Source organism: Corynebacterium sp. P3-F1 (assembly GCF_030503635.1).
Lineage (GTDB): Bacteria > Actinomycetota > Actinomycetes > Mycobacteriales > Mycobacteriaceae > Corynebacterium.
Genome location: NZ_CP129965.1, coordinates 1550784 through 1573335, shown reverse-complemented (window position 1 = coordinate 1573335; position 22552 = coordinate 1550784). Strand labels below are relative to the sequence as shown.

General features: G+C 62.8%; 28 protein-coding genes. 12 read left to right on the top strand and 16 right to left on the bottom strand.

Translation table 11 applies throughout. The features are described from left to right. Positions 1 to 124: 124 nt before the first annotated feature. Both QYQ98_RS07440 and QYQ98_RS07435 read left to right on the top strand, forming a co-directional pair. Positions 125 to 1129 (top strand): L-lactate dehydrogenase, encoded by a 1005-nt coding sequence (locus QYQ98_RS07440; RefSeq protein ID WP_302006234.1) that lies wholly within the window; start codon positions 125 to 127, stop codon positions 1127 to 1129. Positions 1130 to 1321: 192 nt separating this feature from the next. Beyond that, complete coding sequence (locus QYQ98_RS07435; protein WP_302006233.1) at positions 1322 to 2119, top strand: HAD-IIA family hydrolase; 798 nt, start codon at positions 1322 to 1324, stop codon at positions 2117 to 2119. Positions 2120 to 2191: 72 nt separating this feature from the next. On the opposite strand, the gene rplE is transcribed toward QYQ98_RS07435, so the two are convergent. From rplE to rplN, 3 genes are read right to left on the bottom strand one after another with little or no spacing between them, the layout of a single operon-like run. Then, on the bottom strand, positions 2192 to 2776 hold the full coding sequence (gene rplE, locus QYQ98_RS07430) for a 50S ribosomal protein L5 (RefSeq protein WP_302006232.1): 585 nt from the start codon (positions 2774 to 2776) through the stop codon (positions 2192 to 2194). After that, positions 2776 to 3090: a 50S ribosomal protein L24 gene (rplX, locus tag QYQ98_RS07425; protein WP_302006231.1), complete on the bottom strand. Its 315-nt coding sequence runs from the start codon at positions 3088 to 3090 to the stop codon at positions 2776 to 2778. Before rplX ends, rplE begins: the two co-directional genes overlap by 1 nt. Continuing rightward, positions 3091 to 3459 carry a 50S ribosomal protein L14 gene (gene rplN, locus QYQ98_RS07420; RefSeq protein WP_210575002.1) on the bottom strand — a complete coding sequence of 123 codons (369 nt, stop codon included), beginning with the start codon at positions 3457 to 3459 and terminating at the stop codon, positions 3091 to 3093. A gap of 417 nt (positions 3460 to 3876) precedes the next feature. Between rplN and QYQ98_RS07415 the strand changes: the two genes are divergently transcribed. From QYQ98_RS07415 to QYQ98_RS07400, 4 genes are all read left to right on the top strand, one after another. Continuing rightward, positions 3877 to 5463 (top strand): bifunctional hydroxymethylpyrimidine kinase/phosphomethylpyrimidine kinase, encoded by a 1587-nt coding sequence (locus QYQ98_RS07415; protein WP_302006230.1) that lies wholly within the window; start codon positions 3877 to 3879, stop codon positions 5461 to 5463. A 68-nt stretch (positions 5464 to 5531) separates the two neighbouring features. Next, positions 5532 to 6326 (top strand): formate/nitrite transporter family protein, encoded by a 795-nt coding sequence (locus QYQ98_RS07410; protein ID WP_302006228.1) that lies wholly within the window; start codon positions 5532 to 5534, stop codon positions 6324 to 6326. Positions 6327 to 6398: 72 nt separating this feature from the next. Beyond that, positions 6399 to 8291: an ABC transporter gene (locus QYQ98_RS07405; RefSeq protein ID WP_367881622.1), complete on the top strand. Its 1893-nt coding sequence runs from the start codon at positions 6399 to 6401 to the stop codon at positions 8289 to 8291. Continuing rightward, positions 8278 to 9882 (top strand): GTPase family protein, encoded by a 1605-nt coding sequence (locus tag QYQ98_RS07400; RefSeq protein ID WP_302006227.1) that lies wholly within the window; start codon positions 8278 to 8280, stop codon positions 9880 to 9882. Before QYQ98_RS07405 ends, QYQ98_RS07400 begins: the two co-directional genes overlap by 14 nt. Before the next feature lie 341 nt (positions 9883 to 10223). Here the strand turns inward: QYQ98_RS07400 and rpsQ are convergent, their stop codons facing one another. The 11 genes from rpsQ to rpsJ are packed head-to-tail and all read right to left on the bottom strand — an operon-like array spanning position 10224 to position 15418. After that, positions 10224 to 10526: a 30S ribosomal protein S17 gene (rpsQ, locus tag QYQ98_RS07395; RefSeq protein ID WP_302006226.1), complete on the bottom strand. Its 303-nt coding sequence runs from the start codon at positions 10524 to 10526 to the stop codon at positions 10224 to 10226. After that, a complete protein-coding gene (gene rpmC / locus QYQ98_RS07390) occupies positions 10526 to 10762 on the bottom strand; it encodes a 50S ribosomal protein L29 (protein ID WP_302006225.1) in 237 nt (78 codons plus the stop codon). Before rpmC ends, rpsQ begins: the two co-directional genes overlap by 1 nt. Further along, positions 10762 to 11178 carry a 50S ribosomal protein L16 gene (gene rplP, locus QYQ98_RS07385; protein ID WP_302006224.1) on the bottom strand — a complete coding sequence of 139 codons (417 nt, stop codon included), beginning with the start codon at positions 11176 to 11178 and terminating at the stop codon, positions 10762 to 10764. The genes rpmC and rplP overlap by 1 nt, the downstream gene beginning before the upstream one ends. A 5-nt stretch (positions 11179 to 11183) precedes the next feature. Then, positions 11184 to 11927, bottom strand: a complete 744-nt coding sequence (rpsC, locus tag QYQ98_RS07380; RefSeq protein WP_302006223.1) for a 30S ribosomal protein S3 — start codon at positions 11925 to 11927, stop codon at positions 11184 to 11186. Between the two features lie 3 nt (positions 11928 to 11930). After that, a complete protein-coding gene (gene rplV / locus QYQ98_RS07375) occupies positions 11931 to 12287 on the bottom strand; it encodes a 50S ribosomal protein L22 (RefSeq protein ID WP_087117154.1) in 357 nt (118 codons plus the stop codon). A 3-nt stretch (positions 12288 to 12290) separates the two neighbouring features. Then, a complete protein-coding gene (rpsS, locus tag QYQ98_RS07370) occupies positions 12291 to 12566 on the bottom strand; it encodes a 30S ribosomal protein S19 (RefSeq protein WP_005286746.1) in 276 nt (91 codons plus the stop codon). Between the two features lie 16 nt (positions 12567 to 12582). Continuing rightward, positions 12583 to 13419, bottom strand: a complete 837-nt coding sequence (gene rplB, locus QYQ98_RS07365) for a 50S ribosomal protein L2 (RefSeq protein ID WP_302006222.1) — start codon at positions 13417 to 13419, stop codon at positions 12583 to 12585. Positions 13420 to 13465: 46 nt separating this feature from the next. Continuing rightward, the gene (rplW, locus tag QYQ98_RS07360) at positions 13466 to 13771 is read right to left on the bottom strand and encodes a 50S ribosomal protein L23 (protein ID WP_076599106.1); all 306 of its coding nucleotides are present in this window, start codon (positions 13769 to 13771) and stop codon (positions 13466 to 13468) included. After that, entirely contained in the window at positions 13771 to 14448 is a 678-nt protein-coding gene (rplD, locus tag QYQ98_RS07355; RefSeq protein WP_302006221.1) for a 50S ribosomal protein L4, read from the bottom strand. Before rplD ends, rplW begins: the two co-directional genes overlap by 1 nt. Next, positions 14445 to 15098 carry a 50S ribosomal protein L3 gene (gene rplC / locus QYQ98_RS07350; protein ID WP_087117151.1) on the bottom strand — a complete coding sequence of 218 codons (654 nt, stop codon included), beginning with the start codon at positions 15096 to 15098 and terminating at the stop codon, positions 14445 to 14447. Before rplC ends, rplD begins: the two co-directional genes overlap by 4 nt. Positions 15099 to 15112: 14 nt before the next feature. Beyond that, positions 15113 to 15418 carry a 30S ribosomal protein S10 gene (rpsJ, locus tag QYQ98_RS07345; protein WP_003848085.1) on the bottom strand — a complete coding sequence of 102 codons (306 nt, stop codon included), beginning with the start codon at positions 15416 to 15418 and terminating at the stop codon, positions 15113 to 15115. Between the two features lie 654 nt (positions 15419 to 16072). Here rpsJ and QYQ98_RS07340 point away from each other — a divergent pair. The 6 genes from QYQ98_RS07340 to QYQ98_RS07315 all read left to right on the top strand — a co-directional run bounded on the left by QYQ98_RS07340 (position 16073) and on the right by QYQ98_RS07315 (position 19493). Then, positions 16073 to 16579, top strand: a complete 507-nt coding sequence (locus QYQ98_RS07340) for an Asp23/Gls24 family envelope stress response protein (protein WP_302006220.1) — start codon at positions 16073 to 16075, stop codon at positions 16577 to 16579. Between the two features lie 2 nt (positions 16580 to 16581). Next, a complete protein-coding gene (locus tag QYQ98_RS07335; RefSeq protein WP_302006219.1) occupies positions 16582 to 16899 on the top strand; it encodes a hypothetical protein in 318 nt (105 codons plus the stop codon). 107 nt (positions 16900 to 17006) lie between these two features. After that, positions 17007 to 17207: a hypothetical protein gene (locus QYQ98_RS07330; protein ID WP_087117148.1), complete on the top strand. Its 201-nt coding sequence runs from the start codon at positions 17007 to 17009 to the stop codon at positions 17205 to 17207. After that, entirely contained in the window at positions 17207 to 18358 is a 1152-nt protein-coding gene (locus tag QYQ98_RS07325) for an Asp23/Gls24 family envelope stress response protein (protein WP_302006218.1), read from the top strand. The genes QYQ98_RS07330 and QYQ98_RS07325 overlap by 1 nt, the downstream gene beginning before the upstream one ends. A gap of 5 nt (positions 18359 to 18363) precedes the next feature. Next, positions 18364 to 18936, top strand: coding sequence for a hypothetical protein (locus tag QYQ98_RS07320; protein WP_302006217.1), 573 nt, complete (start codon positions 18364 to 18366; stop codon positions 18934 to 18936). Beyond that, positions 18933 to 19493: a hypothetical protein gene (locus tag QYQ98_RS07315; protein WP_302006216.1), complete on the top strand. Its 561-nt coding sequence runs from the start codon at positions 18933 to 18935 to the stop codon at positions 19491 to 19493. The genes QYQ98_RS07320 and QYQ98_RS07315 overlap by 4 nt, the downstream gene beginning before the upstream one ends. Here the strand turns inward: QYQ98_RS07315 and QYQ98_RS07310 are convergent. Continuing rightward, the gene (locus tag QYQ98_RS07310) at positions 19490 to 20116 is read right to left on the bottom strand and encodes a hypothetical protein (protein WP_302006215.1); all 627 of its coding nucleotides are present in this window, start codon (positions 20114 to 20116) and stop codon (positions 19490 to 19492) included. The two genes, QYQ98_RS07315 and QYQ98_RS07310, sit on opposite strands and share 4 nt — an antisense overlap. A gap of 1005 nt (positions 20117 to 21121) precedes the next feature. Beyond that, complete coding sequence (tuf, locus tag QYQ98_RS07305) at positions 21122 to 22312, bottom strand: elongation factor Tu (protein WP_302006214.1); 1191 nt, start codon at positions 22310 to 22312, stop codon at positions 21122 to 21124. Positions 22313 to 22552: the final 240 nt, after the last annotated feature.

The following is a 22552-nucleotide window of genomic DNA, read 5'->3' as shown; positions in this document are numbered from 1 at the left end:
AACCCACATCGTCCTCATTCGAACACTGCCCTGTGGATAACTCCGAAACGGGCACAATCAGACATCGGGAGCTAGGGTCGAAGCTAAGGCTGCGAACGCAGCACAGCAGAGCGAAGGAGCATCCATGATCCATTCGAACGCATCACACAACGCCGAGTCCGCCGAGTCCCCCACCCCCGGAACCAAGATCGTCCTTATCGGTGCCGGCGACGTCGGCATGGCCTACGCCTACGCGGTGGTCAACCAGGGCCTGTGCGACCACCTGGCCATCATCGACCTCAACGAGGAAAAGACGTGGGGCCATGTCCAGGATCTCAACCACGCAGTGCCGTGGTCGGGCCACAACACCCGCGTCACCGTAGGCACCTACGAGGACTGCCGCGACGCAGCAATCGTGGTCAACTGCGCCGGTGTCGCGCAGCGCGACGGCGAGACCCGTCTTGAGCTGGTCGGCCGCAACGTGAAGATCTTCGAGTCCATTGTCGGCGATGTCATGGCTCACGGCTTCAACGGCATCTTCGTGGTGGCCACCAACCCGGTGGACGTACTGTCCTACGCCACCTGGAAGTTCTCGGGCCTTCCGGCTACCCAGGTCATTGGTTCCGGCACCGTGCTGGACACCGCACGCTACCGCCACGCACTCGGCGAGTACTTTGGTGTCAGCGCAACGTCCGTCCACGCCTACGTGATCGGCGAGCACGGCGACACCGAACTCGCGGTCGTGTCCTCCGGCTCCGCAGCGGGTGTGCCGCTGAGCACCCGCCTTCAGAAGATGGCCGAGCACGACCCGAACACCTCCAACAAGATGGAGGAGATTTTCGAACAGACCCGCGACGCGGCTTACAAAATTATCCGCGCCAAGGGCTCCACCAGCTTCGGCATCGGCAGTGGCCTCGCACGCATCTGTCAGGCCATCCTGCACAACGAGGATGTCGTGCTGCCGGTCAGCGCCCTGCTCGAGGGCCAGTACGACGAAGACGACATTTACATCGGCACCCCCGCAGTGATCAACCGCACAGGTATCCGCGAGGTCGTCGAACTTCACCTGGACGAAACCGAGTCGCAACAGTTCAAGCACTCGGCCGACGTCCTGCGTGACGTGATAAAGCAGGCTGAGCTGAGCGAATAAGAGCGAATAAGAATGCCGCGAATCAACAACGCCATCTGTTGATTCCGCCTCAGTCCAGTACTGATGCACACACCCCCTGACCTTGCATGCGAAACGTGAGGAAGGGGGTGTGCCGTTAAGCGGAGGCAGGCTCCCTGCACGTACCCCGTCTCGGGCGCTGCTACCCCCTCAACCGAAAGAAGAAGGGATCCCATGATTTCTTACCTGACCGACATGGACGGCGTACTTCACCGGGAAGGATCGGTGATCCCGGGCGCCGAAGAATTCATCTCCGCCCTGCGCGAAGAAGATATTCCGTTCATGGTGCTGACGAACAACTCCATGCAAACCCCGCGCGACCTCTCCGCGAAGCTCGTGCGCATGGGTCTCCACATCGAACCCGACCGGATCTGGACCTCCGCCACTGCCACCGCACGATTCCTCTCGCAGCAAGCGGACTCCGCGTCCAGCGCATACGTAATCGGGGAAGCAGGATTGACCACCGCCCTGCACGAACAAGGCTGGATCCTCACTGATGCGGACCCCGACTTCGTCGTGCTCGGCGAGACCCGCACCTACTCATTCGAAGCAATTTCGACGGCAGCGAACCTCATCATGGCCGGATCGAGGTTCATCGCCACCAACCCAGATGTGACCGGCCCAGGCCCGCACGGCGTCATTCCTGCTACTGGCGCAGTCGCCGCCATGATCACGAAAATGACCGGAAGAACACCGTACTACGTGGGCAAACCGAACCCAGTCATGATGCGCACCGCCCTGAACAACATCGGTGCCCACTCCGAGCAGACCGTCATGATCGGCGACCGCATGGACACCGACGTCAAAGCTGGCCTTGAGGCCGGCATGCGCACCATCCTTGTCCGCACAGGCATCTCCGACGACGCCGAGATCGCCCGCTACCCGTACCGCCCCACGACTACCCTCGACTCCGTCGCGGAACTGGTCAGCCGCGTCCACGACCCCTTCGAGGACGGCTGGTACAACGACTGACAAATGCGAAACACCCCCGCGCCCTGGCGGGAAAGCCGGGGTGCGGGGGTGCGTCGATAAGCGATGCGAGTGTTACGGACGCTGCATCTTGCCGTCCTTATCCTTGAACGGGAAGCCGAAGTGGCGCAGCAGCGCACGAGCTTCCTCGTCGTTGGTGGCAGTGGTGACGACAGTGATATCCATACCGCGCGGACGGTCAATCTTGTCCACGTCGATCTCGTAGAACATCGTCTGCTCAGACAGGCCGAACGTGTAGTTGCCGTTGCCGTCGAACTGGGTGTCGGACAGGCCGCGGAAGTCGCGGATACGCGGGAGAGCAACCGTCAGCAGACGGTCGAGGAACTCCCACATACGGTCGCCGCGCAGGGTCACCTTCGCGCCGATCGGCATGCCCTCGCGGAGCTTGAAGTTAGCGATGGACTTCTTCGCGCGACGCAGCTGCGGCTTCTGGCCGGTGATCGCGGTGAGGTCCTCGAGCGCGCCGTTGATCATCTTGGAGTCGCGGGCGGCATCGCCCACACCCATGTTCACGACAATCTTGGTCAGGCCCGGGATCTGCATGACGTTCTCGTAGCCGAACTCGTCGGAGAGCTTGCCGCGGATCTCGTCCTTGTAGCGCGTCTTCAGGCGCGGAGTGTAGTTCTGAATCTCAGTCATTAGATGTCCTCCCCGTTCGACTTAGCAACGCGGACCTTCTTGCCGTCCTCGTCGAAACGGTAGCCAACGCGGGTCGGGGTGCCCTCGGAATCAACGACCATCACGTTGGACACGTGGATCGGAGCCTCCTGGGTGACAATGCCGCCGGACTCAGCGCCGCGCTCGTTGTACGAGTTAGCAACGTGCTTCTTCACACGGTTCACGCCCTCGACGAGGACACGGTCGCGCTTCGGGTACGCCTCGATGACGCGGCCCTGAGCGCCCTTGTCCTTGCCAGCGATGACCTGGACCATATCGCCCTTCTTGATCTTCACCTAGATCACCTCCGGTGCGAGAGACACGATCTTCATGAACTTCTTGTCGCGCAGCTCACGGGCGACCGGGCCGAAGATACGGGTGCCACGGGGCTCAGTGTCGTTCTTGATCAGAACAGCTGCATTCTCGTCGAACGCGATGTAAGAGCCGTCCGGACGACGGGTTTCCTTCTTCGCGCGCACGATGACAGCGCGGACGACCTCGCCCTCTTTCACGTTGCCGCCCGGGGCAGCTTCCTTCACGGTGGCGACAATCGTGTCGCCGATACCGGCGAAGCGTCGGACAGAACCGCCGAGCACCTGGATGCACAGAATTTCGCGTGCACCAGTGTTATCGGCGACCTTCAGACGCGATTCTTTCTGAATCACTTTTGGTCTCCTGACCTGGATCAATGTGCGCCAGATTTCCGTCCTGAACGCACGTGGTCAATGTCTTTGTGCCTATCCGCTTATCGACGAACAGTGGCAGAATTCATCTCCCCCACCGTCGAAGGGTCTCGCAACCTCAACTCGGAAACGCGCGTCAGCTGCGACCAGCGCTAGACAACTGTGGTATTAAACCACGTCAACCGCCCTGACCCCAAATTCCGCACGCCCGCTTCCCAGCACCTCGTCCCGCCGATCGCGTACGATGTCGGGGCAAGACACGGGGTGCCGCGCTCCCGTCCCCCCGGATTTCAGCAGTTCGCCAGAGCTGCCGTAGTTGAAAACCAGGTGGGGCGGGCGCAACGCTAAGATCACACCCGTCGAACCTGACCGAACCAATATTCGCGGAGGAATTGTCTAATGACTTCTTTGCCTGACCCTGCAAGCCAGAACGGCCAGAGCGCGGCAAGCGCCATTCCGAACATCCTGTCCATCGCGGGCACGGACCCGACGGGCGGGGCGGGCATCCAAGCGGACTTGAAGTCCATTTCCGCGGCGGGCGGCTACGGCATGTGCGTGGTCACCGCGTTGGTAGCACAGAACACGCACGGGGTGAGAAGCATCCACGTGCCGCCGCAGGATTTCTTGAAGGAACAGCTCGATGCGGTCTTCGACGATGTCGAAGTGGATGCGGTGAAGATCGGCATGCTCGGCGACGTGGACACAACGAAGACGGTCTCCGACTACCTAGCGGCGCACCCGGTGCCGATCGTGGTCGTCGACCCGGTGATGGTTGCGACGAGCGGCGACCGCTTGCTCACCGAGGACGCCGAGGATGCGATGAGGCAGTTCGTGAGGGATCACGCGAGCGTCGTCACGCCGAATATTCCTGAGCTCGCTGTGCTGACGGGAACCACGCCCGCGGAGACTTTCGACGAGGCGCTCGAACAGGGCCGCGAATACGCGAAGGCGGCGGGAGTCAGCGTTGTGGTCAAAGGCGGCCACTTGAAAGAGGGCTACGCGTCGAATGCCCTGGTCACCTCCGCAGGCGAGGTAGAGATCGCGCACGTACCCCGCGTTGACACCAAAAACACGCACGGTACCGGCTGCTCGCTGTCATCCGCTCTCGCCGCACGCTTAGCCATCGATGCCGAGGGCGCCCTCGCGTGGACTTCCAGCTGGCTACATGAAGCAATCGCCCACGCCGACGAGCTCAACGTCGGAACCGGCCACGGCCCCGTCGACCACTTCCACCGTTCCCGCCGCCTTGCGGCAGCAGCATCGACGCAACCATGGAAGCTGATCGACGACTGGACCCGCCCCACCGCCCCCTCCTCCCCGGTCATCGAGCCGAAGATCCCCGCGGCTGGCCCCTTTACCCGCGAGCTGTGGGAGAAAGCTGCGCGCACTGTGTGGCCACAGACCCTGGAGCTCCCCTTCATCCGCGCGCTGCGCGACGGCACACTGCCTGAAGAGCAGTTCGCTTTCTACCTCGTTCAGGATGCTTATTACCTGCGTGAATACGCGCGCACCCTCGCCACGGTGAGCGCGAAAGCCCCGGATGCCGAGGACCAGGTGTGGTGGTCCCAGTCCGCCACCGTCTCCATCGAAGCCGAGTCAGATCTCCACCGGAGCTGGATCGCCCAAAACGACATCGAAGCGGACACTCCGCCTTCCCCAGTGACCCTCGGCTACGTGAATATGCTCACATCTACGGCGGCGCTTCGGGATTACGTTGTCGGTGCGACGGCCGTTTTGCCGTGCTTCTGGCTCTACGCAGAAGTCGGTTTGCACCTCGCTGAAAACAATCGTCCCGACCATCCGTACAACGCCTGGCTGTCCATGTACGGCGGCGAAGATTTCACAGATGCCGTGCGTATGGCGCTGCAATCCGTGGAGAAGGCATTGTCGGGTGCGAGCGAGAAACAGCGCGCGGACGCCGAAGAAGCCTTCATGCACGCGTGCTACTACGAACGGGAATTCTTCGACCAAGCGTCCCGGCGCTAGCACATTTCGATCGCGCGCGGGCAAAAATGGGGTTCGCTACCTCACCGGAAATCATTTAGTTTGGAATAGTGAGTTTCAGTGAGAAGGCCCCCGTATCAATTCAGAACAAGCTCGATCTTTTCGAGCGCGAACCAGCCCGCCTCGCCCTGCGCGCCGTCATGGCGGGTGTGTACCTGGGCATCATGACTGCTTTCGCAGCAGCGACCGCAACGCTGACCGAAGCTTACGCGCCGGGCTGGGGCAAGTACCCCTTCGCCATGCTTTTCGCGGTGACCCTCTACATCATTGTGGTCCTCCAAGCGGAGCTAGCCACCGGCAACATGATGTTCATGACCTACGGGGCGATCCACAGACTGAACCGTATTCCCCGCGGATTACTGATCATCCTGTTCGTCACCTTCTTCAACCTCATCGGCGCGGTCTTGGTATCTTTCCTGATCTCCTTGACTACAACGGGGCAGAGCGCGGCGACTTCGTTGCCGTTCTTGGCCGACCTGTGGGAAGCCAAGCTGGCTAAGCCGAGCGGCACCCTGTTCATCGAGGCCATCTTGGCCAACATGGTTGTCAACATCGGCTTCATCCTGACTGCGCAAGCAGGCAAGGACCACAGCGCCAAAATCTGGGCAGTCGCCATTGTCATTCCGTCGTTCGCGGCGATGGGCTACGAGCACTCAATCGCCAACTTCGTGCTCACCACCCTGGCCGGGTTCATGTTCGACCCGGCTTCCATCGACGGTTTCACCATCGGCAACGTCCTGCGTAACTGGACGATCGTGTGGCTGGGCAACCTCGTGGGCGGCGGTCTCATCATCGGCGGCATCTACGGCTGGCTGAACCGGACGCGCACGAGCTACCGCGACTAGCTGGCCTGCCTGACATTCCCTGGGCCTTACCGCACCCCGCGCCGGATTCGGGTCTCTGCCAAAATGGCTTAGGTGAGTTCCCCGAATATTGACATGCCCGACGCCGTGCGCGGTGTCCGGGAGGCCGTTGCCGGCACGCAGCTGGACGGCGAACCCGCCGACGATGCCCGCGCAATCGTCAACCAGCTCGACGATTATGTCCTGCCCCGCCTCGCCAACCTCGATGCGCCGCTGCTCGCGGTGATCGGCGGATCGACAGGTGCAGGCAAGTCCACCCTGGTGAATGCGGTGCTGCGCGAGCGGGTATCCAACCCCGGGGTGATCCGGCCGACGACGCGCCAGCCAGTCCTGGTGGCCAACCCAGCCGATGCAGATTGGTTCAATTCCCCGCAGGTCCTGCCCGGCTTGGCCCGTTCCCACGGTGCCGGCGACGAGCAGTCCACAACGCTGCGCATCGTTCCTACTGAGAGCATTCCTGAGGGCCTCGCGCTTCTCGACGCCCCCGACTTCGACTCCATCGACGACCGCAACCGCGCCTTGGCCTCCCAGCTCCTCGCGGCCGCGGACCTCTGGGTATTCGTCACCACCCCGGCACGCTATGCCGATCAGCTCGTCTGGAACTTCCTTAACGATGCCGCCGGCCGCGGCATCGAGGTCGTCGTCGTGCTCAACCGCCTCGACGAGGCGTCCGCTGAAACCGTGCCCGGAGATCTTCGTCGGATGATGAACGAAGCCGGGCTGACAGGCGCGACCGTTTTCACCGTGCCGTTCGTCGCGGGTCTGGGCGGCACCTCCACCACCGGCGTCAACAATGAATTTCTCCAGGACTCTCTTGTTGCTGAACTGCGCTCGTACTTGAACGGTCTCGCAGAAGACTCCGCTGCACGCCGCGCGGTGGCGGGAAAGACGGTAGCCGGGGCGGCAAAAGGGGTGCTCGACCGCGTCGACACGCTTATCGACGCCCGCGCACGCCAAGAAGCCTTCGCCGCCCAGCTCGACAGCGCGATCAGTGAACAATACTCAGCCGCCCACGCTCACGTCATCGATGCCACCTCCGACGGAAAGATGCTCCGCACCGAAGTCATGGACCGTTGGCAGGATGTCGTGGGCACCTCGGATTTCTCCCGAGGTTTCGAGCGCTGGTTCTCCCAGACCATGGACAAGGTGGGAAGCTTTTTCACCGGCGAGCCCGCTCCCCTGCGCGAGGTGGAGACGGAGCTGGAATCCGGCTTGCATGCCGTCATCGTGGACGCCGCCGACACCGCCGCGGCCCGCTCTTGGTCCCACATCGGGGCCGTCGCACCGGATTTACGCACCGGGGCTGACCCGGCGCTGGCCCGCTCCAGCTCGGACATTGACGAGCTCGCAGCGGCCCTGGTCCGCGCCTGGCAGGCCGCTTTGCTCGAACGGATTCAGGCAACTGCCGGTTCCAAGCGCCAGCGCGCCCGCGCCATGTCCTTCGGTTTGAATGGGCTCACTGTGGCGCTCATGCTCGTCGTCTTCGCTTCCACCGCCGGTATCACCGGCGGCGAAGTCGCGATCGCCGGCGGCTCAGCGGTGCTCGGCCAGAAGCTGCTGGAGACGATCTTCGGCGAAGACACGGTGCGCCGCATGGCCGCCGACGCCCGCAACGACCTCAACGAGCGCCTTCGCGACCTCCTGCAGCGCGAGCGCGAGCGCTACTACCCCGTCACCGACCCGCTTCTCGATGGCACCACCGCCGCCGAACTCGCCACCGCCGTCGACACCGCCCGTGCAGCAGTCGACGAGCGCTTCCCTGAACTAGCCGGGACGCCGCGAACCCCCGCCCGTGCTTCCACCAATGACGGCCGTGATGGAAATGGCGCATCCTCCGGTGGCAGCCAGCAGACCAGCCTCGAAGAGAGTGCCTCGCGCGGCCCGCTGCGCGATCTGTTTGCCCAGTTACGCGGCGGATTCCAGGGAGGTTCCAATGGCGCTGTTTAACCGCACCAACACCGCCAGCCTCGGGGAGCGCCTCACCGCGCTGGACGAGGCCGCCGCCATCGGCGCACCCTACCTCTCCCCCGCTCAACGTGAGCGCCTGGAGAAGGTCGCACGTGCAGGCGCCGAGCGCCGTGCACTGTCAGCGGAACACACTGTCGTTGGCTTCTTCGGCGCCACCGGTTCCGGCAAGACCTCCCTCTTCAACGCCGTCGTCGGCGAAGACCTAGGTAAAGCAGCAGCACGCCGCCCCACCACCTCGTCCCCTCTCGCTGCGATCTGGGAGCCGGACGGCTCCGAAGAGCTGCTCGACTGGTTAGGGGTGGAGGACCGCCGCATCCGCTCCGGTGAATTCGTTCGCGGCGCTGGCCCTTTGATCCTGCTCGATTTGCCGGATTTCGATTCAGTCGAGGCCTCCAACCGCGCTATCGCAGAACGCCTCGCTGGCCAGGTCGACGTGCTGGTGTGGGTCTCCGACCCCGAGAAATACGCCGACAGCGTCATCCACGACCAGTTCATCCGCCCGCACGCGAACCACTCCGCTGTCACCCTCGCGGTGCTCAATAAGGCGGATCTCCTCGACGAGGCGGATGTGCCGACAGTGTCTCAGTCCTTCGCACAGCTGCTCCGCAAAGACGGCCTCAGCAAAGTCAACGTCGTCCCCACCTCCACCTACACAAAGGCAGGTATCGACGACCTCCGCAACGCCATCGCCCGCGTCGCCAAAGCCCACACTGCCCAGTCTGCGCGTATCGAAGCCGATATCGCTTCCGTAACGGGGGAATTCAGAGACGGGGTGAAGGCGGGGGGCGTCAATAAGCGTGCAAAGCGCGAACTCGACTCAGTTCTGTCGCAGGCCGCGGGCGCGGACCGCGTCGCCAACTCTACGGCCGCCGCGTACCGCAAGCGCCTTCACGAGCGCACCGGCTGGCTGCTCACCTCCTGGGTGACCCGCTTCCGCCCCGACCCCCTCAAGCGTATGGGCCTGCGGGAAGACTCCGACACCGTCGGTGTGCACCGCACCTCGCTGCCGGAACTGACCGCCGCGTCCAAGGCTGTCGCGAACAGGGGCGTACGCGACTATGCGACTGCCGTGTTCGCCGATCTGCCGGCGCAATGGGCCTCCGCCGTATCCGACCGCGCCGACGAAGTCTCCCGCACGCTGCCCGCTGAGCTCGACCGCGCCGTCGCCCGCACCCGCCTCCCTGCGGAACCGTCGAAGGGATGGACGCTACTAACCGTCATTCAATGGCTCGCGCTGCTCGCCGCGTTGATCGGTGTCCTCTGGTACCTCGCCGTCGCGTTCGTACCGGGCGCGCTCACCCCGCTGCTCGGTAGCGACCTCGTCCCCGATGTAGAGGGCTGGCCGATCCCCACACTGCTCATCATGGCGGGGCTCCTAACCGGACTCGTACTGGGGCTGCTCACCGCCGTATTCGGCGGTGTGATCGGACGCAACGTGAAACGGCGAACCAGATCCGCTCTGCACAAAGAAATCGCCGCGACCTCCCAGTCCGCCGTGGTGGAGCCCCTCAGCGAAATCCGTGGCGACTACGCGCGTTTTACTGAGCGCATCGCCGTCGCTGCGGGTTAAACCGCCCAGTCGCGAGGGCCTTGTGCTCCGGCCCCGCCGCCCCGCCGCCACGGTGGCCCGGCTACCGTCCTATCGGCTGCCCACTGAACCCACCTTCGCCGCGAAATTCCGATGTTGTTCCTTACGCCGCGCCACCAACCTTGACAAGGCTGAGGTGTTCAGCCGCTCCATCGACCCTTTTCACGTAACCGAGAGCGACACAAGCAGCATGAATACCCCTCATAGACCCCCGAGAATCTTGCGCACGGTGAGACATATTTTTTTGCTAACAAAACGCCCGCCCCTGCATCCAAGTGCGGATGCGGGGGCGGGCGAGTCGAGACGTCGATAAGCGTGCTAGCTTAACGGGCCTTCTCGATGATCTCGACGAGACGGAAGTGCTTGTCCTTGGACAGCGGACGCGTCTCCTCGATGCGGACGAGGTCGCCGACACCTGCGGTGTTCTCCTCGTCGTGTGCCTTCACGCGGTTGGTCGTACGGACGATCTTGCCGTACAGCGCGTGGGACTTGCGGTCCTCGATCTCGACGACGATGGTCTTGTCCATCTTGTCGGAAACCACGTAACCGCGGCGGCGCTTCTGCAGACCCTTCTCCTTCTCCGCCTTCGGAGTGTGGACCGGGCCCTTGTTCGTTGCTTCAGACATTAGTTAGCTCCTTCAGCACCAGGGACGGTGGACAGGCCGAGCTCACGCTCACGCAGCACCGTGTAGATGCGAGCGATGTCGCGCTTGACTGCCGGGATACGGCGGTTGTTGGTCAACTGACCGGTCGCCAGCTGGAAGCGCAGGTTGAACAGCTCTTCCTTGGCGGCGCCCAGACGGTCGTTCAGCTCAGCGTCAGTGAGCTCACGGAACTCGTGTGCGGGGGTTCCAGTAGCCATTAGAACTGGTCCTCCTTCGAGATGATACGAGTCTTGCACGGCAGCTTAGCGCCGGCGCGGCGCAGAGCTTCCTGAGCGACAGCCTCGTTCGGGTAGGACATTTCAAACAGGATGCGGCCAGGCTTGACGTTGGCCACCCACTTCTCCACCGGGCCCTTACCGGAACCCATACGCACGCCGAGCGGCTTCTGGGTCAGGGGGCGGTCCGGGAAGATGTTGATCCAGACCTTGCCGCCACGCTTGACGTGGCGGTTGATGGCAATACGAGCTGCCTCAATCTGGCGGTTGGTGATGTACGCCGGCTCGAGAGCCTGCAGGCCGTAGTCACCGAAGGTGATGGTATTGCCGCCCTTGGACACGCCGGAACGACCCGGGCGGTGCTGGCGACGGTACTTGACGCGCTTAGGGATAAGCATGTGTCTTAGCCCTCCTTCTTTTGCTCTGCGCGCTGGCGGCGCTGGCCACCGCGGCGGGGACGGCGGTCACCGCGGCCGCGGCGGTCGTTGCCCGGAGCGTTCAGCTCGGACTCACGCACGCCACCAACGACGTCGCCCTTGTAGATCCAAACCTTGACACCGATGATGCCGAAGGTGGTCTCTGCCTCTGCGAGGCCGTAGTCGATCTCTGCACGCAGGGTGTGCAGCGGGACGCGGCCTTCGTGGTAGCGCTCGACGCGGGACATCTCGGCACCGCCGAGACGGCCGGAGCACTGAATCTTGATTCCCTTGACCTGCGGCTGACGCATCGCCGACTGGATCGCCTTGCGCATTGCGCGGCGGAAGGCAACGCGGTTGACCAGCTGCTCTGCCACATTCTGGGCGACGAGAGCGGCGTTGGCGTCGACGTTCTTGACCTCGAGGATGTTGAGGGCGACCATCTTGCCGGTGAGCTTCTCCAGCTCGCGACGGATGCGGTCGGCCTCAGCACCGCGGCGGCCGATCACGATGCCCGGACGTGCCGTGTGGATATCCACGCGGACGCGGTCGCGGGTGCGCTCGATGACGATGTCGGCGATGCCGGCGCGCTGCAGGTTCTTGTTCAGGTACTCGCGGATCTTGATGTCTTCAGCGACGTAGTCCGCGTAGGACTTGTCGGCGTACCAGTGGGACTTCCAGTCGGAAGTGATGCCCAGCCGGAGGCCGTGCGGGTGGATTTTCTGACCCATTGTTTAAGCCTCCTTCTGGCTCTCGACTACCACGGTAATGTGGCAGGTGCGCTTACGGATCTGGAAGGCGCGGCCCTGGGCGCGCGGCTGGTAGCGGCGCATTGTCGGGCCTTCGTTGGCGTAGGCCTCGGAGATGACCAGCGTGCGCGGGTCAAGACCGAAGTTGTTCTCGGCGTTCGCAGCCGCGGACGCAACGACCTTGGCCACCTGGGTGGACACGGTCTGCGGCGCGTACTTCAGGATCGCCAGGGCCTCGGACACGGACTTGCCGCGGACGAGGTCGAGGACGCGGTTCGCCTTCATCTGGGAAGTGCGCACGTACTTCGCGGTTGCGCGTGCGGAAGTGATCGTTTCGCTCATCGCTTATCGACGCCCCTTCTCTTCCTTGACGTGACCCTTGAAGGTCTTGGTCGGTGCGAACTCACCGAGCTTGTGGCCGACCATGGACTCGTCGATAAACACCGGCACGTGCTTGCGGCCGTCGTGGACGGCGAAGGTATGGCCGATGAAATCGGGGAGAATGGTCGAGCGGCGGGACCAGGTCTTGATGACCTGCTTGGTGCCAGCCTCGTTCTGTGCGTCCACCTTGTTGAGGAGGTGTTCGTCGACGAACGGGCCTTTCTTCAGGCTGCGTGGCATGTGAATTTACCTCCTCTTAGCGCTTCTTGTTCGGGCGGCGACGGCGCACGATCATGTTGTTGGAATAGCGGTTCGGGTTGCGGGTGCGACCCTCTTTCTGACCCCACGGGGAAACCGGGTGGCGGCCACCGGAGGTCTTACCCTCACCACCACCGTGCGGGTGATCGACCGGGTTCATGACAACACCGCGGACAGTGGGCCTCCAGCCCTTCCAGCGCATGCGGCCGGCCTTACCCCAACGGATGTTGATCTGCTCGGCGTTGCCGACCTCGCCGACGGTCGCGCGGCAGCGGATGTCCACGCGGCGGATCTCGGAGGACGGCATACGCAGGACTGCGTAGCTGCCTTCCTTACCCAGCAGCTGGATGGACGTGCCGGCGGAGCGGGCGAGCTTGGCGCCAGCGCCAGGCTTCAGCTCGACGGCGTGGATCGTCGTACCGGTCGGGATGTTGCGCAGCGGAAGGTTGTTACCAACCTTGATGTCCGCGTTGGCGCCAGCCTCGACGACGGTGCCCTGGGTCAGGCCCTTCGGTGCGATGATGTAGCGCTTTTCGCCGTCTGCGTAGTGCAGCAGTGCGATGTTAGCGGTGCGGTTCGGGTCGTACTCGATGTGAGCCACCTTTGCCGGCACGCCGTCCTTGTCGGAGCGGCGGAAGTCGATGACGCGGTACTGGCGCTTGTGGCCACCGCCGCGGTGACGGGTGGTGATGTGACCGTGGGAGTTACGGCCACCCTTCTTCGGGAGCGGTCGCACCAGGGACTTTTCCGGAGTCGAGCGAGTGATCTCCTCGAACTCGGAAACGGAGCTGTTGCGGCGACCCGGGGTTGTCGGCTTGTACTTGCGAATAGCCATAGTGGTTCCTTTTCAATCAGGCCACCTTTGGTGGAGCTGTCTGCCGTTAGGCAGTAGCGCCGCCAAAGATGTCGATGGAGTCGCTGCCCTCGCGGAGGGTGACGTAAGCGCGCTTCGTGTCCTTGCGCTTGCCCCAACCGGTGCGGGAACGCTTGCGCTTGCCCTCGCGGTTGACGGTGTTCACGGAAGCGACCTTCACGCCGAAGATGTCCTCCACGGCAATCTTGATCTGGGTCTTGTTCGCGTTCGGGTTGACGTAGAACGTGTAGGTGTTCTGCTCCATCAGCGCGTAGGTCTTCTCGGAGACGACCGGGGCGATGATGATGTCGCGCGAGTTAGCGGTCTTAGCCATTAGTTCTCCTCGCTTTCTGCGGCGGCCACGGTCGAACCAGTGGACGTCGCGTTAGCGCGTTCGACGAAGTCGTGCAATGCCTCGACAGAGAACACAACGTCGTCGGCGTTGAGCACGTCGTATGCGTTCAGCTGACCCGGCTCGAGGATGGTCACGCCCGGCAGGTTCCGTGCGGAAAGACGGGAGTTCGCGTCCTCGCGGCCGATGACCAGCAGCACCGACTTGCGATCGGTCAGGCGCTCGATGAAAGCGCGTGCGGACTTCGTCGACGGGGTCTGGCCAGGAACGAGCTCCTCGACCACGTGGATGCGGTCGTTCTGGGCGCGGTTGGTCAGGGCGCCGGCGAGAGCGGCCTTGATCATCTTCTTCGGGGTGCGCTGCGCGTAGGAACGCGGCTGCGGGCCGTGGACGGTGCCACCGCCGGTGTAGTGCGGGGCACGGATGGAGCCCTGGCGAGCGCGGCCAGTGCCCTTCTGACGGAACGGCTTCTTGCCGCCGCCCGCAACCATGCCGCGAGTCTTCGTGGCGTGGGTGCCCTGGCGCTTTGCTGCGAGCTGCGCGATGACAACCTGGTGCATCAGCGGCACGGATGCCTCGCGGTCGAAGAACTCGGCCGGGAGCTCTACGGTGCCCTTGGTGGCTCCGTCAGCGGTGTGGACATCAAGTGTCAGTGTCATGCGTGAGCACCGCCCTTCACTGCGGTCTTGACGGTAACCAGGCTGCCCTTAGCGCCGGGGATGGCGCCCTTGATCAGGAGCAGGTTCGAGTCGCCGTCGATCCTTTGAATCTTGAGGTTCTGGGTGGTCACACGGTTGCCGCCCATGCGGCCAGCCATGCGGGTGCCCTTGAACACGCGGCCCGGGGTCGCGCAGCCACCGATGGAGCCGACACGACGGTGCGAAGCCTGGTTACCGTGAGCGGCACCCTGGCCGGCGAAGCCGTGACGCTTCATGGCGCCTGCGTAACCCTTGCCCTTGGTGGTGCCGGCAACGTCGACGAACGTGTCGCCCTCGAAGATGTTGACGGTCACTTCTTGGCCGAGCTCGTAAGCAGAGGTGTCGTCCATACGGATCTCTGCTACGTGGCGGCGCGGATTCTGGCCAGCCTTCTTGTAGTGGCCTGCCTGAGGCTTCTTCGCCTTACGGGGGTCAATCTCGCCGTAAGCGATCTGGATGGCGGAGTAGCCATCGGTCTCTGCGGTGCGGATCTGGGTGACAACGCACGGCCCAGCCTCGACGACGGTCACCGGAATGACCCGGTTCTCCTCGTCGAAGATCTGGGTCATACCGAGCTTGCGGCCCAGAATGCCCTTGATCTCGTTAGTCATATGTCTTGTTCTCCCTACTGGATGTTCACGTCAACGCTCGCGGGGAGGTCAATGCGCATGAGGGCATCAACCGTCTTCGGCGTCGGGTCGAGGATGTCGATGAGGCGCTTGTGGGTGCGCATCTCAAAGTGCTCGCGCGAGTCCTTGTACTTGTGGGGAGAACGAATAACGGCGTACACGTTCTTTTCAGTGGGCAACGGCACCGGTCCAACGACACGGGCACCCGTGCGGGTAACCGTCTCCACGATCTTCTTCGCAGATGCGTCGATCGCTTCGTGGTCGTAGGCCTTGAGCCGAATGCGGATCTTCTGTCCCGCCACGTTAACCTCTTCCTCGCTTCCCACGTTTCACCGTTAATCCCTGTTTCGGAGGTTGTCCGGTGAAAGAGGTGGGATTGATAGCTTTCAGTTTCTCTATAACGTTGTCCGGATTGAAGGCCGGCACCAACGCCAGTGTCTGTTCAAACGAATGACTGCCATGACGCTCGGCGGAAGGTGCACACGCGAATAAACAACGCGTTTGCCAGTGCTTCCGCTGGGAAGATTCCCCAGTGTCAGGCTCGGAAGGGGTCTCGGGAGGCGGGGTCGTTTTCACGATCGCGCCAACGTGGCCCTTACGTACTGCCGCTGTTTATTTGCCATGCCCCTTCTCCGGTCCCCGGTCTCGAGAGTGCCTACTCGTAGTGGCCTGTGCTCGATCGCAGATCCTTCGTCGACAAGCGTCACGCCCATCGTGCAAAGGTGTCATGTTCGCCTTACCAACAGCGCGAATGCGCCGTGTTAAAGCAACCCGGGTATTCAAACACACTTGTCGGCGAAAACGCAAACTGCGGTCAATGTATCGAAATGGTGTCGATTGTCCCCGAGCGTGGCCGAACCAAAGTTTTACACATACCATTGGCTCTTGTTACGCCGGTCGGTTTTACCGGCGCATCCATTGCACTCGATAGAACCAGAATCCGCGAAAGGATTGTCATGGCTGACAACAACGCTAACCAGAACACCACCAACACCCCGGCGACCGACGGCTCCACCACCCTGGAAGCCCAGAACCAGCCGCGCAACGAGGCCCTGGAGACCGAGCACGGCACCACCGTCATCGACGACAACGTCGTGGGCAAGATCGCCGGCATCGCTGCACGCGAGGTGTCCGGTGTTCACAACCTGGGTGGCGGCGCTGCCCGCATGTGGGGTGCAGTGCGCGAGTCGCTGACCTCCTCTACCAACGTCCAGCAGGGTGTTAACGTCGCTGTGGAGAACGGTCACGCCAACGTCGCCGTCGCCGTCATCGCCGAGTACGGCGTGGCCATCCACGAGCTGGCAAACGCGATCCGCGAGAACATCACCATCGCGATCACCCGCATGACCGGCCTGATCGTGGACCGCGTCGACGTCACCGTTCACGACGTGAACCTCCCGGAGGAAGCTACCGAGGCTGAGACCGTCCGCGAGCAGTCCACCACCCAGGCCCTGGACCAGTAAGAATGGCCGCATTCTCCGTCACGCAAGAAGTCGCGGAATCCATCCGCGACGCGGCACTGTCCGTCGACGGTGTGGCGGGAGTGTCCGGCGGTCGCATGGGCCAGGCGTTCCTGCGGGTCAGCGGAGCCATGATCGAAGGTATTCAGCTTATCGACGCCTCCGTCCCCCACCTCGCCCTGCACCTCACCTACGACCTGTCCTCCCGCCGCCAAATCCCATCGATCGTGGCAGATGTCCGCACAACGGTCGCGTCCCTGCCCGCTTTCACGGAAACCGACACGACCCCGCGCATCGACGTCGTATTCGACGACGCCTCCTAGACCACCAAATGCGGGCGCCGGCGATGAGCCGCCGGACGGGGCCCGCTGGGTGACACGCGCCGGATGCGCCGGATCCCTCTACTACGCATAAGAAATGTGGAATACACATGAACATTTTCTCGAATAAGACAGTCCTCGGCGCTGTAATCGGCGTCGTGCTGGCATTCGCCTTGATCTTCGGCGGCTGGATCGGATTCTTCTTCACGCTTCTGTTTGGCGCCATCGGAGGCGTCGTCGGGGCACAATTGGAAGGTCGGATCGATCTGGCTGAGCTGGTCAGCACCACCTCCGGGCGGGGTCGTGGCTAATGGATCCAGCCTCGTACCGCATTAGCGAGAAGGCCGTCGAGCGAGTCGCCGAAGTCGCCGTGCTGTCCGTCCCAGGTGTGCGCGAGATCGACGCGAAGCTCGCGGGCCTAGCGGGTCGCAGCTTCCCGCGCGTGGAGGCGCAGATCGACCGTCCGGCGAGTTCGGTCATCCTCGATGTCGAAATCGTCAGTTCCTACCCGGCTCCTGTCGGCGCGATCACCGACGAAGTCCGCCAAACCATGGGCTCCCACGTGGAGACGCTGACAGGTTTGGCTGTGCAGAAGGTGAACATCGTCGTGGTGGACGCGGAGGCAACCGCGCTCGACGAGCGCGTCACACGCAACGATTTGCTGCGTCACCCGACCGGTGTCGCTCCGGCGGAAATCCGAGTCTCCCGTTCGGCAGTCACATCCCCGGTGGTGAAGGCGCCGATTGCTCTCGCCGCAATCGAGGCCGATGACACGCTCTACCGGAATCTCGCACCCGTCGACATTCCGGCGCCGCCGCATATCGAGCACGTCACCACTCCCCTGCCGCCGCGCCCGCAGCCGGTAGAGGCTCCTGCACCGCACCCCGTTGCACACGTGGAGACCCCGGAGCCCGTGCGACCGTTCAGTCCAGCACACCCGGAGCCCGCTCCCTTGCGCGCTATCGGCATCGCCCGCCCGACTCAGCCGCGGCAGGTGTCTGCACCGGCGCCCGCCTCGCTCAAGCGGATCACGGTGAACCAGTACGCGCCACGAATCCCGGTGGAACGCCCTGCTCCACAGCCGCTGCGCCTCATCGAGGTCTCACGTCCGTCGCGGCCGGCTCCAGTGTCCCTGCCCGCGCAGCGCCCCTTGGCACACATTCAGGTGGAAAGGCCGCGGCATGTGGACGTCGTAAAGCCCATGCCAAAAACGCTCCGCGCGATCACCGTTCCCCCGCTAAACGTCGTTGACCCGCAGGTTCCGCCGCAACGCCCGCTCGAACCCATCACGATCGACCCGGACTACGCGGACGATCACGCACTCGAACGCCCGCTCGGCGAGAACACCACGCAGACCGTCCGCATCCGCCCCGGCGAAGGCTCGGGCAACAGCACGGTCGACACGGCCACAAAGGCCGACACGAAAGAGACCGACAAAAAGACCGACAAGAAGGAGGTGTAGTGACCATGGCTCAACCAACACAGCAATACAGTGGCCCCCGCGCTGGAGCGGAGCCGAAGGGCAACCCGGCGGTCCGGTGGCTCACGATCCTCCTCGGTCTCGTGTTCCTCGCGCTGTCCGGTGTGATCGGCCGCGACCTGTGGTACCGCTACCAAGACAATGACCCGCAGAATTCCTGGGTGCGGCCCGTCCTCGACTGGCTGGGCACCGCAACCGTGAACCCTGTCGGCGTCACGGTCGGAGTCATCGTCGCCCTGATCGGCCTGTGGCTGATCATTACCGCTTTCAAGCCGCGTCCACGCCGCTACGTGCGCATCGAGTCGGCTTCGTCCATCTGGACGCGCCCCGTCGACATCGCCCGCAAGGCAACGGCGTCCGCGCGCTCCGAACTCGGCCGGTCCAACATTGCATCCCGCGCCACCCGAAAGAAGCTCACCATCGACGTCGAGGACGACGGTTCGCAAGGACTCGACCAGCGCCTCACCGAGGTGCTCAGCGGCGAGATGCAGCGACTCGCACAGGCGCCGAAGGTCCGCGTCAACATTCACCGCCCCACCCAAGCGAAGGAGCTGGCATGACACGTACACTGGCATTCTTCGACCGGCTGATCATCTTCCTTCTCGGCTTGCTCCTCCTGGCCGGCGGATTGATTCCTGCGGCGCTGTACTGGGACATCCCGCACATCTCCGAGTTCGTGCGCGGCATCAACCGCTCACTTCTCACTGATGTCCCCGGGATGAACTGGTACACCGCCGCGCTTGTGGGAACGCTCATCGGCTCCATCATCCTCGGGTTGTGGCTGATCATGCCGAACATCCGCAACCGCGGCTTCAACAACCGCTTCATCGCGCCGGCTCAGCCGGAGCTCGGCGACACCCGCATCAACGTCGCCCGAGTCGCCCAGGCAGCGTGCAGCCACGCTGAGCAGAGCGAGGTGGTGAAGGAAGCGAAGCAGTCCGTCGCCTTTGTCGGGGATCGGCCAACGGCGACGTTTACCGTGACTGCGAACCCGGAGTTCTCGCTGGAAACTGTTGCGGCTTACATCGAACAGATGGACGCGGACTTCCGGGATGCGGTGGACACAATGGATATCGATACCGTGTTCAAGCTCCACTTGGACAAGGTTGCTGCCTAGCTTTCCACAAGCAGCAGCTTATCGACGATCCCCAGAACCACCTCTTCCCCGCCCGCCGACACGTAGGCGAAGTTCTCACCGACCCGACAACGCACGACATGACTCCATGCGTGCGTTGTTTTCTTTACCGTGCGCCTGTCCACTTGCCACATGTGGAGCCGGTGCGTCAGGAGAATGCGTGTGCCATCCTCGAGGGTCACGCACCACACCCAGTTACCTATTTCTGCCCGCCGTAAGCCTTCGATTGTGGCGTCATGGTTGTGAATCCGCGAGATCAATGTCACCATCCCGAGGCGGTGTTGCACTCCTTCACCATCAGCGACGACGAGCATCCGGCCAGGACCTGTCGGTCGCACGGACTCGTACACCCAGATACTCGGCTGACGGTCCCTGTCCCCCAAGGATCGGACTACAGCGACACCGCGATCAGTCAGCGTGATCCGATGATCGGGTAAGGTGGTCTCAATCAGAAAATTGCCTTTGCTCCGTCCTTCTTCTGAACGGGGAAGGTCGGCGGGGTGGGAAGAGGATTCGTCGATAAGCAACTGCTCTAGTTCCTCATCTGAAGTGCCCCACCCTGCGCCGCGATTAGCGAGAATGCCGAAAAGTGTCGCGAGAGGCAAGTCCGGCTGGCCTTCCCAAGTGTCACGGAGATGGTCCAAAACGCGGTGAATTCGGGTCGGGTCATGCACAACCGACGAGCATACGCACCGCTCTTCGCTGCTGCGCACGAAGCGCCGCGTCGCCCCCGAAGAAATGGGCCCAGGCGCTCACCTTCGCGCAAAAATACGGGCACGGCATCATGCGCTAACGCAATAGGTCATGACGGAGGTCCCCTGACCTGCCACTTTCCGCGACGAGGAGGGTCGTTTCCGGTCTTCGGGAGTTGTGGGACGCGTTTTTGCCAGTGGGCTACTTTTCGGGGAGCACTCACAGGTGGCCCCCGTTTACCGTTTTGCTACGTTCATCGTCCGAAGAGTTGGTGCATGGCTCCGTATGGGTGGGTGGTGTTGGGTGCGGGGGTGCCTCGCGGTGAGATCCAGATGGGTGTGCCGTTGCGGATTCTGATGCGGCCTCGGTGGTTGCGGTGGGGGTCGTCGTCGTTGGTGCGGTTGTGGTAGCGGCACACCACCGCCAGGTTGTTTATGTTTGTCATCCCACCCTGCGACCGCGCAAGTCGGTGATCCGGTTGGGGTTGGCCCCGGCATCACGAAGTACCCCGGCATCAAAGTGGGCCAGGGTATCGATCGCGGTGCTGGTAGCACCCACACTGGCGGCGAAAAGGTTCATGGGCCACACGCTAAACCCGGTGCGCCAGTCGGCAAAGGGCACCACCGTAAACCTGTGGATAACCACATGTTATCCACAAGACCGTGAACCCAAGAACCGTCGAGAAACACCCATGACGTGCACATACCCACCGGTTCCCCCACCCCAGAAGAAATACGAACGGATACGAAAACACTAGCCGCATCAACCAAAAAGGGACCTAGAACCAGATAGAGAGGCGGGCAAAGAGGATAAAAGGGGGCGGCTAAGACGCCGATAAGCGAAAAACCGCACCCCGTATTGGGGTGCGGTTCATTCAGGCTGTTCTGGTGCTACCGGAACCTGGAGTCAGTCGAGGACTAGTCCAGGATCTTGGTGACGCGGCCAGCGCCGACGGTACGGGAGCCCTCGCGGATAGCGAAGCGCAGGCCCTCATCCATAGCGACCGGCTGAATCAGCTCGACAGTCATGTCGACGTTGTCGCCCGGCATGACCATCTCGGTGCCCTCCGGCAGCTTCACAACACCGGTCACGTCGGTGGTGCGGAAGTAGAACTGCGGACGGTAGTTGTCGAAGAACGGGGTGTGGCGGCCACCCTCGTCCTTGGACAGGACGTAGACGGAACCCTCGAACTTGGTGTGCGGGGTGTAAGCGCCCGGTGCGATGATGACCTGGCCACGCTCGACATCCTCGCGCTTCAGACCACGGAGCAGAAGAGCTGCGTTGTCGCCGGCCTCAGCGGTGTCGAGAAGCTTGTTGAACATCTCGATGGAGGTGACGGTGGTCTTCTGGGACTTCTCGCGGATACCGATGATCTCGACCTCGTCGTTGAGGTTCAGGACACCGCGCTCGACACGACCGGTAACAACGGTACCGCGGCCGGAAATGGTGAAGATGTCCTCGACCGGCATCAGGAACGGCTTGTCGGTCTCGCGCTCCGGATCCGGGATAGCGTCGTCGCAGGCCTGCATGAGGTCGAGCACGGACTGGACCCACTTCTCGTCACCCTCGAGAGCCTTGAGAGCGGAGATGTGAACGATCGGAGCTTCCTCGTCGTAGTCCTGCTCACCGAGCAGTTCGCGGATCTCCATCTCGACGAGCTCGATGATCTCTTCGTCGTCGACCATGTCGCACTTGTTCAGTGCAACGAGGATGTACGGAACGCCGACCTGGCGGGCGAGCAGAACGTGCTCGCGGGTCTGCGGCATCGGGCCGTCGGTAGCGGCAACCACGAGGATTGCGCCGTCCATCTGGGCAGCACCGGTAATCATGTTCTTGATGTAGTCGGCGTGGCCCGGGGCGTCGACGTGTGCGTAGTGGCGCTTCGGGGTGTTGTACTCCACGTGGGAGATGTTGATGGTAATGCCGCGCTCGCGCTCCTCCGGAGCCTTATCGATGGTGTCGAAGGCGAAAGCCTTGTTCTCCTCCGGGTAAGCGTCAGCCAGCACCTTGGTGATAGCGGCGGTGGTGGTGGTCTTGCCGTGGTCGACGTGACCGATGGTGCCGATGTTCACGTGCGGCTTAGTGCGCTCGAACTTTTCCTTTGCCACTGTTTGTCCTCCTGGACGTGCATGTGACTACGACTCTCGCAGCCACGTGGATTTACTTCTGCCTTGCTTTCATTTCCTAGCACTCGGTCCACCGTCATCCACCGATTGTGGTGGCGCACCGGTGCGTCGGGCATGGAAACAATGGCCATTTCACAATGTGCCAGTTACATGATCCTAGATTTGTTAACGCCGTTTTTCAAACCATAACAGGGAGGATTCTAGGTCTCCCTGCCGGTCATC

Excerpts from the sequence above, each read along its gene's own strand:
- QYQ98_RS07440 (WP_302006234.1), top strand. The coding sequence starts at position 125 with ATGATCCATTCGAACGCATCACACAACGCCGAGTCCGCCGAGTCCCCC.
- QYQ98_RS07435 (WP_302006233.1), top strand. The coding sequence starts at position 1,322 with ATGATTTCTTACCTGACCGACATGGACGGCGTACTTCACCGGGAAGGA.
- rplE (WP_302006232.1), bottom strand. The coding sequence starts at position 2,776 with ATGACTGAGATTCAGAACTACACTCCGCGCCTGAAGACGCGCTACAAG.
- QYQ98_RS07415 (WP_302006230.1), top strand. The coding sequence starts at position 3,877 with ATGACTTCTTTGCCTGACCCTGCAAGCCAGAACGGCCAGAGCGCGGCA.
- QYQ98_RS07400 (WP_302006227.1), top strand. The coding sequence starts at position 8,278 with ATGGCGCTGTTTAACCGCACCAACACCGCCAGCCTCGGGGAGCGCCTC.
- rpsQ (WP_302006226.1), bottom strand. The coding sequence starts at position 10,526 with ATGTCTGAAGCAACGAACAAGGGCCCGGTCCACACTCCGAAGGCGGAG.
- rpmC (WP_302006225.1), bottom strand. The coding sequence starts at position 10,762 with ATGGCTACTGGAACCCCCGCACACGAGTTCCGTGAGCTCACTGACGCT.
- rplP (WP_302006224.1), bottom strand. The coding sequence starts at position 11,178 with ATGCTTATCCCTAAGCGCGTCAAGTACCGTCGCCAGCACCGCCCGGGT.
- rpsC (WP_302006223.1), bottom strand. The coding sequence starts at position 11,927 with ATGGGTCAGAAAATCCACCCGCACGGCCTCCGGCTGGGCATCACTTCC.
- rplV (WP_087117154.1), bottom strand. The coding sequence starts at position 12,287 with ATGAGCGAAACGATCACTTCCGCACGCGCAACCGCGAAGTACGTGCGC.
- rpsS (WP_005286746.1), bottom strand. The coding sequence starts at position 12,566 with ATGCCACGCAGCCTGAAGAAAGGCCCGTTCGTCGACGAACACCTCCTC.
- rplB (WP_302006222.1), bottom strand. The coding sequence starts at position 13,419 with ATGGCTATTCGCAAGTACAAGCCGACAACCCCGGGTCGCCGCAACAGC.
- rplW (WP_076599106.1), bottom strand. The coding sequence starts at position 13,771 with ATGGCTAAGACCGCTAACTCGCGCGACATCATCATCGCCCCGGTCGTC.
- rplD (WP_302006221.1), bottom strand. The coding sequence starts at position 14,448 with ATGACACTGACACTTGATGTCCACACCGCTGACGGAGCCACCAAGGGC.
- rplC (WP_087117151.1), bottom strand. The coding sequence starts at position 15,098 with ATGACTAACGAGATCAAGGGCATTCTGGGCCGCAAGCTCGGTATGACC.
- QYQ98_RS07340 (WP_302006220.1), top strand. The coding sequence starts at position 16,073 with ATGGCTGACAACAACGCTAACCAGAACACCACCAACACCCCGGCGACC.
- QYQ98_RS07335 (WP_302006219.1), top strand. The coding sequence starts at position 16,582 with ATGGCCGCATTCTCCGTCACGCAAGAAGTCGCGGAATCCATCCGCGAC.
- QYQ98_RS07330 (WP_087117148.1), top strand. The coding sequence starts at position 17,007 with ATGAACATTTTCTCGAATAAGACAGTCCTCGGCGCTGTAATCGGCGTC.
- QYQ98_RS07325 (WP_302006218.1), top strand. The coding sequence starts at position 17,207 with ATGGATCCAGCCTCGTACCGCATTAGCGAGAAGGCCGTCGAGCGAGTC.
- QYQ98_RS07320 (WP_302006217.1), top strand. The coding sequence starts at position 18,364 with ATGGCTCAACCAACACAGCAATACAGTGGCCCCCGCGCTGGAGCGGAG.
- QYQ98_RS07315 (WP_302006216.1), top strand. The coding sequence starts at position 18,933 with ATGACACGTACACTGGCATTCTTCGACCGGCTGATCATCTTCCTTCTC.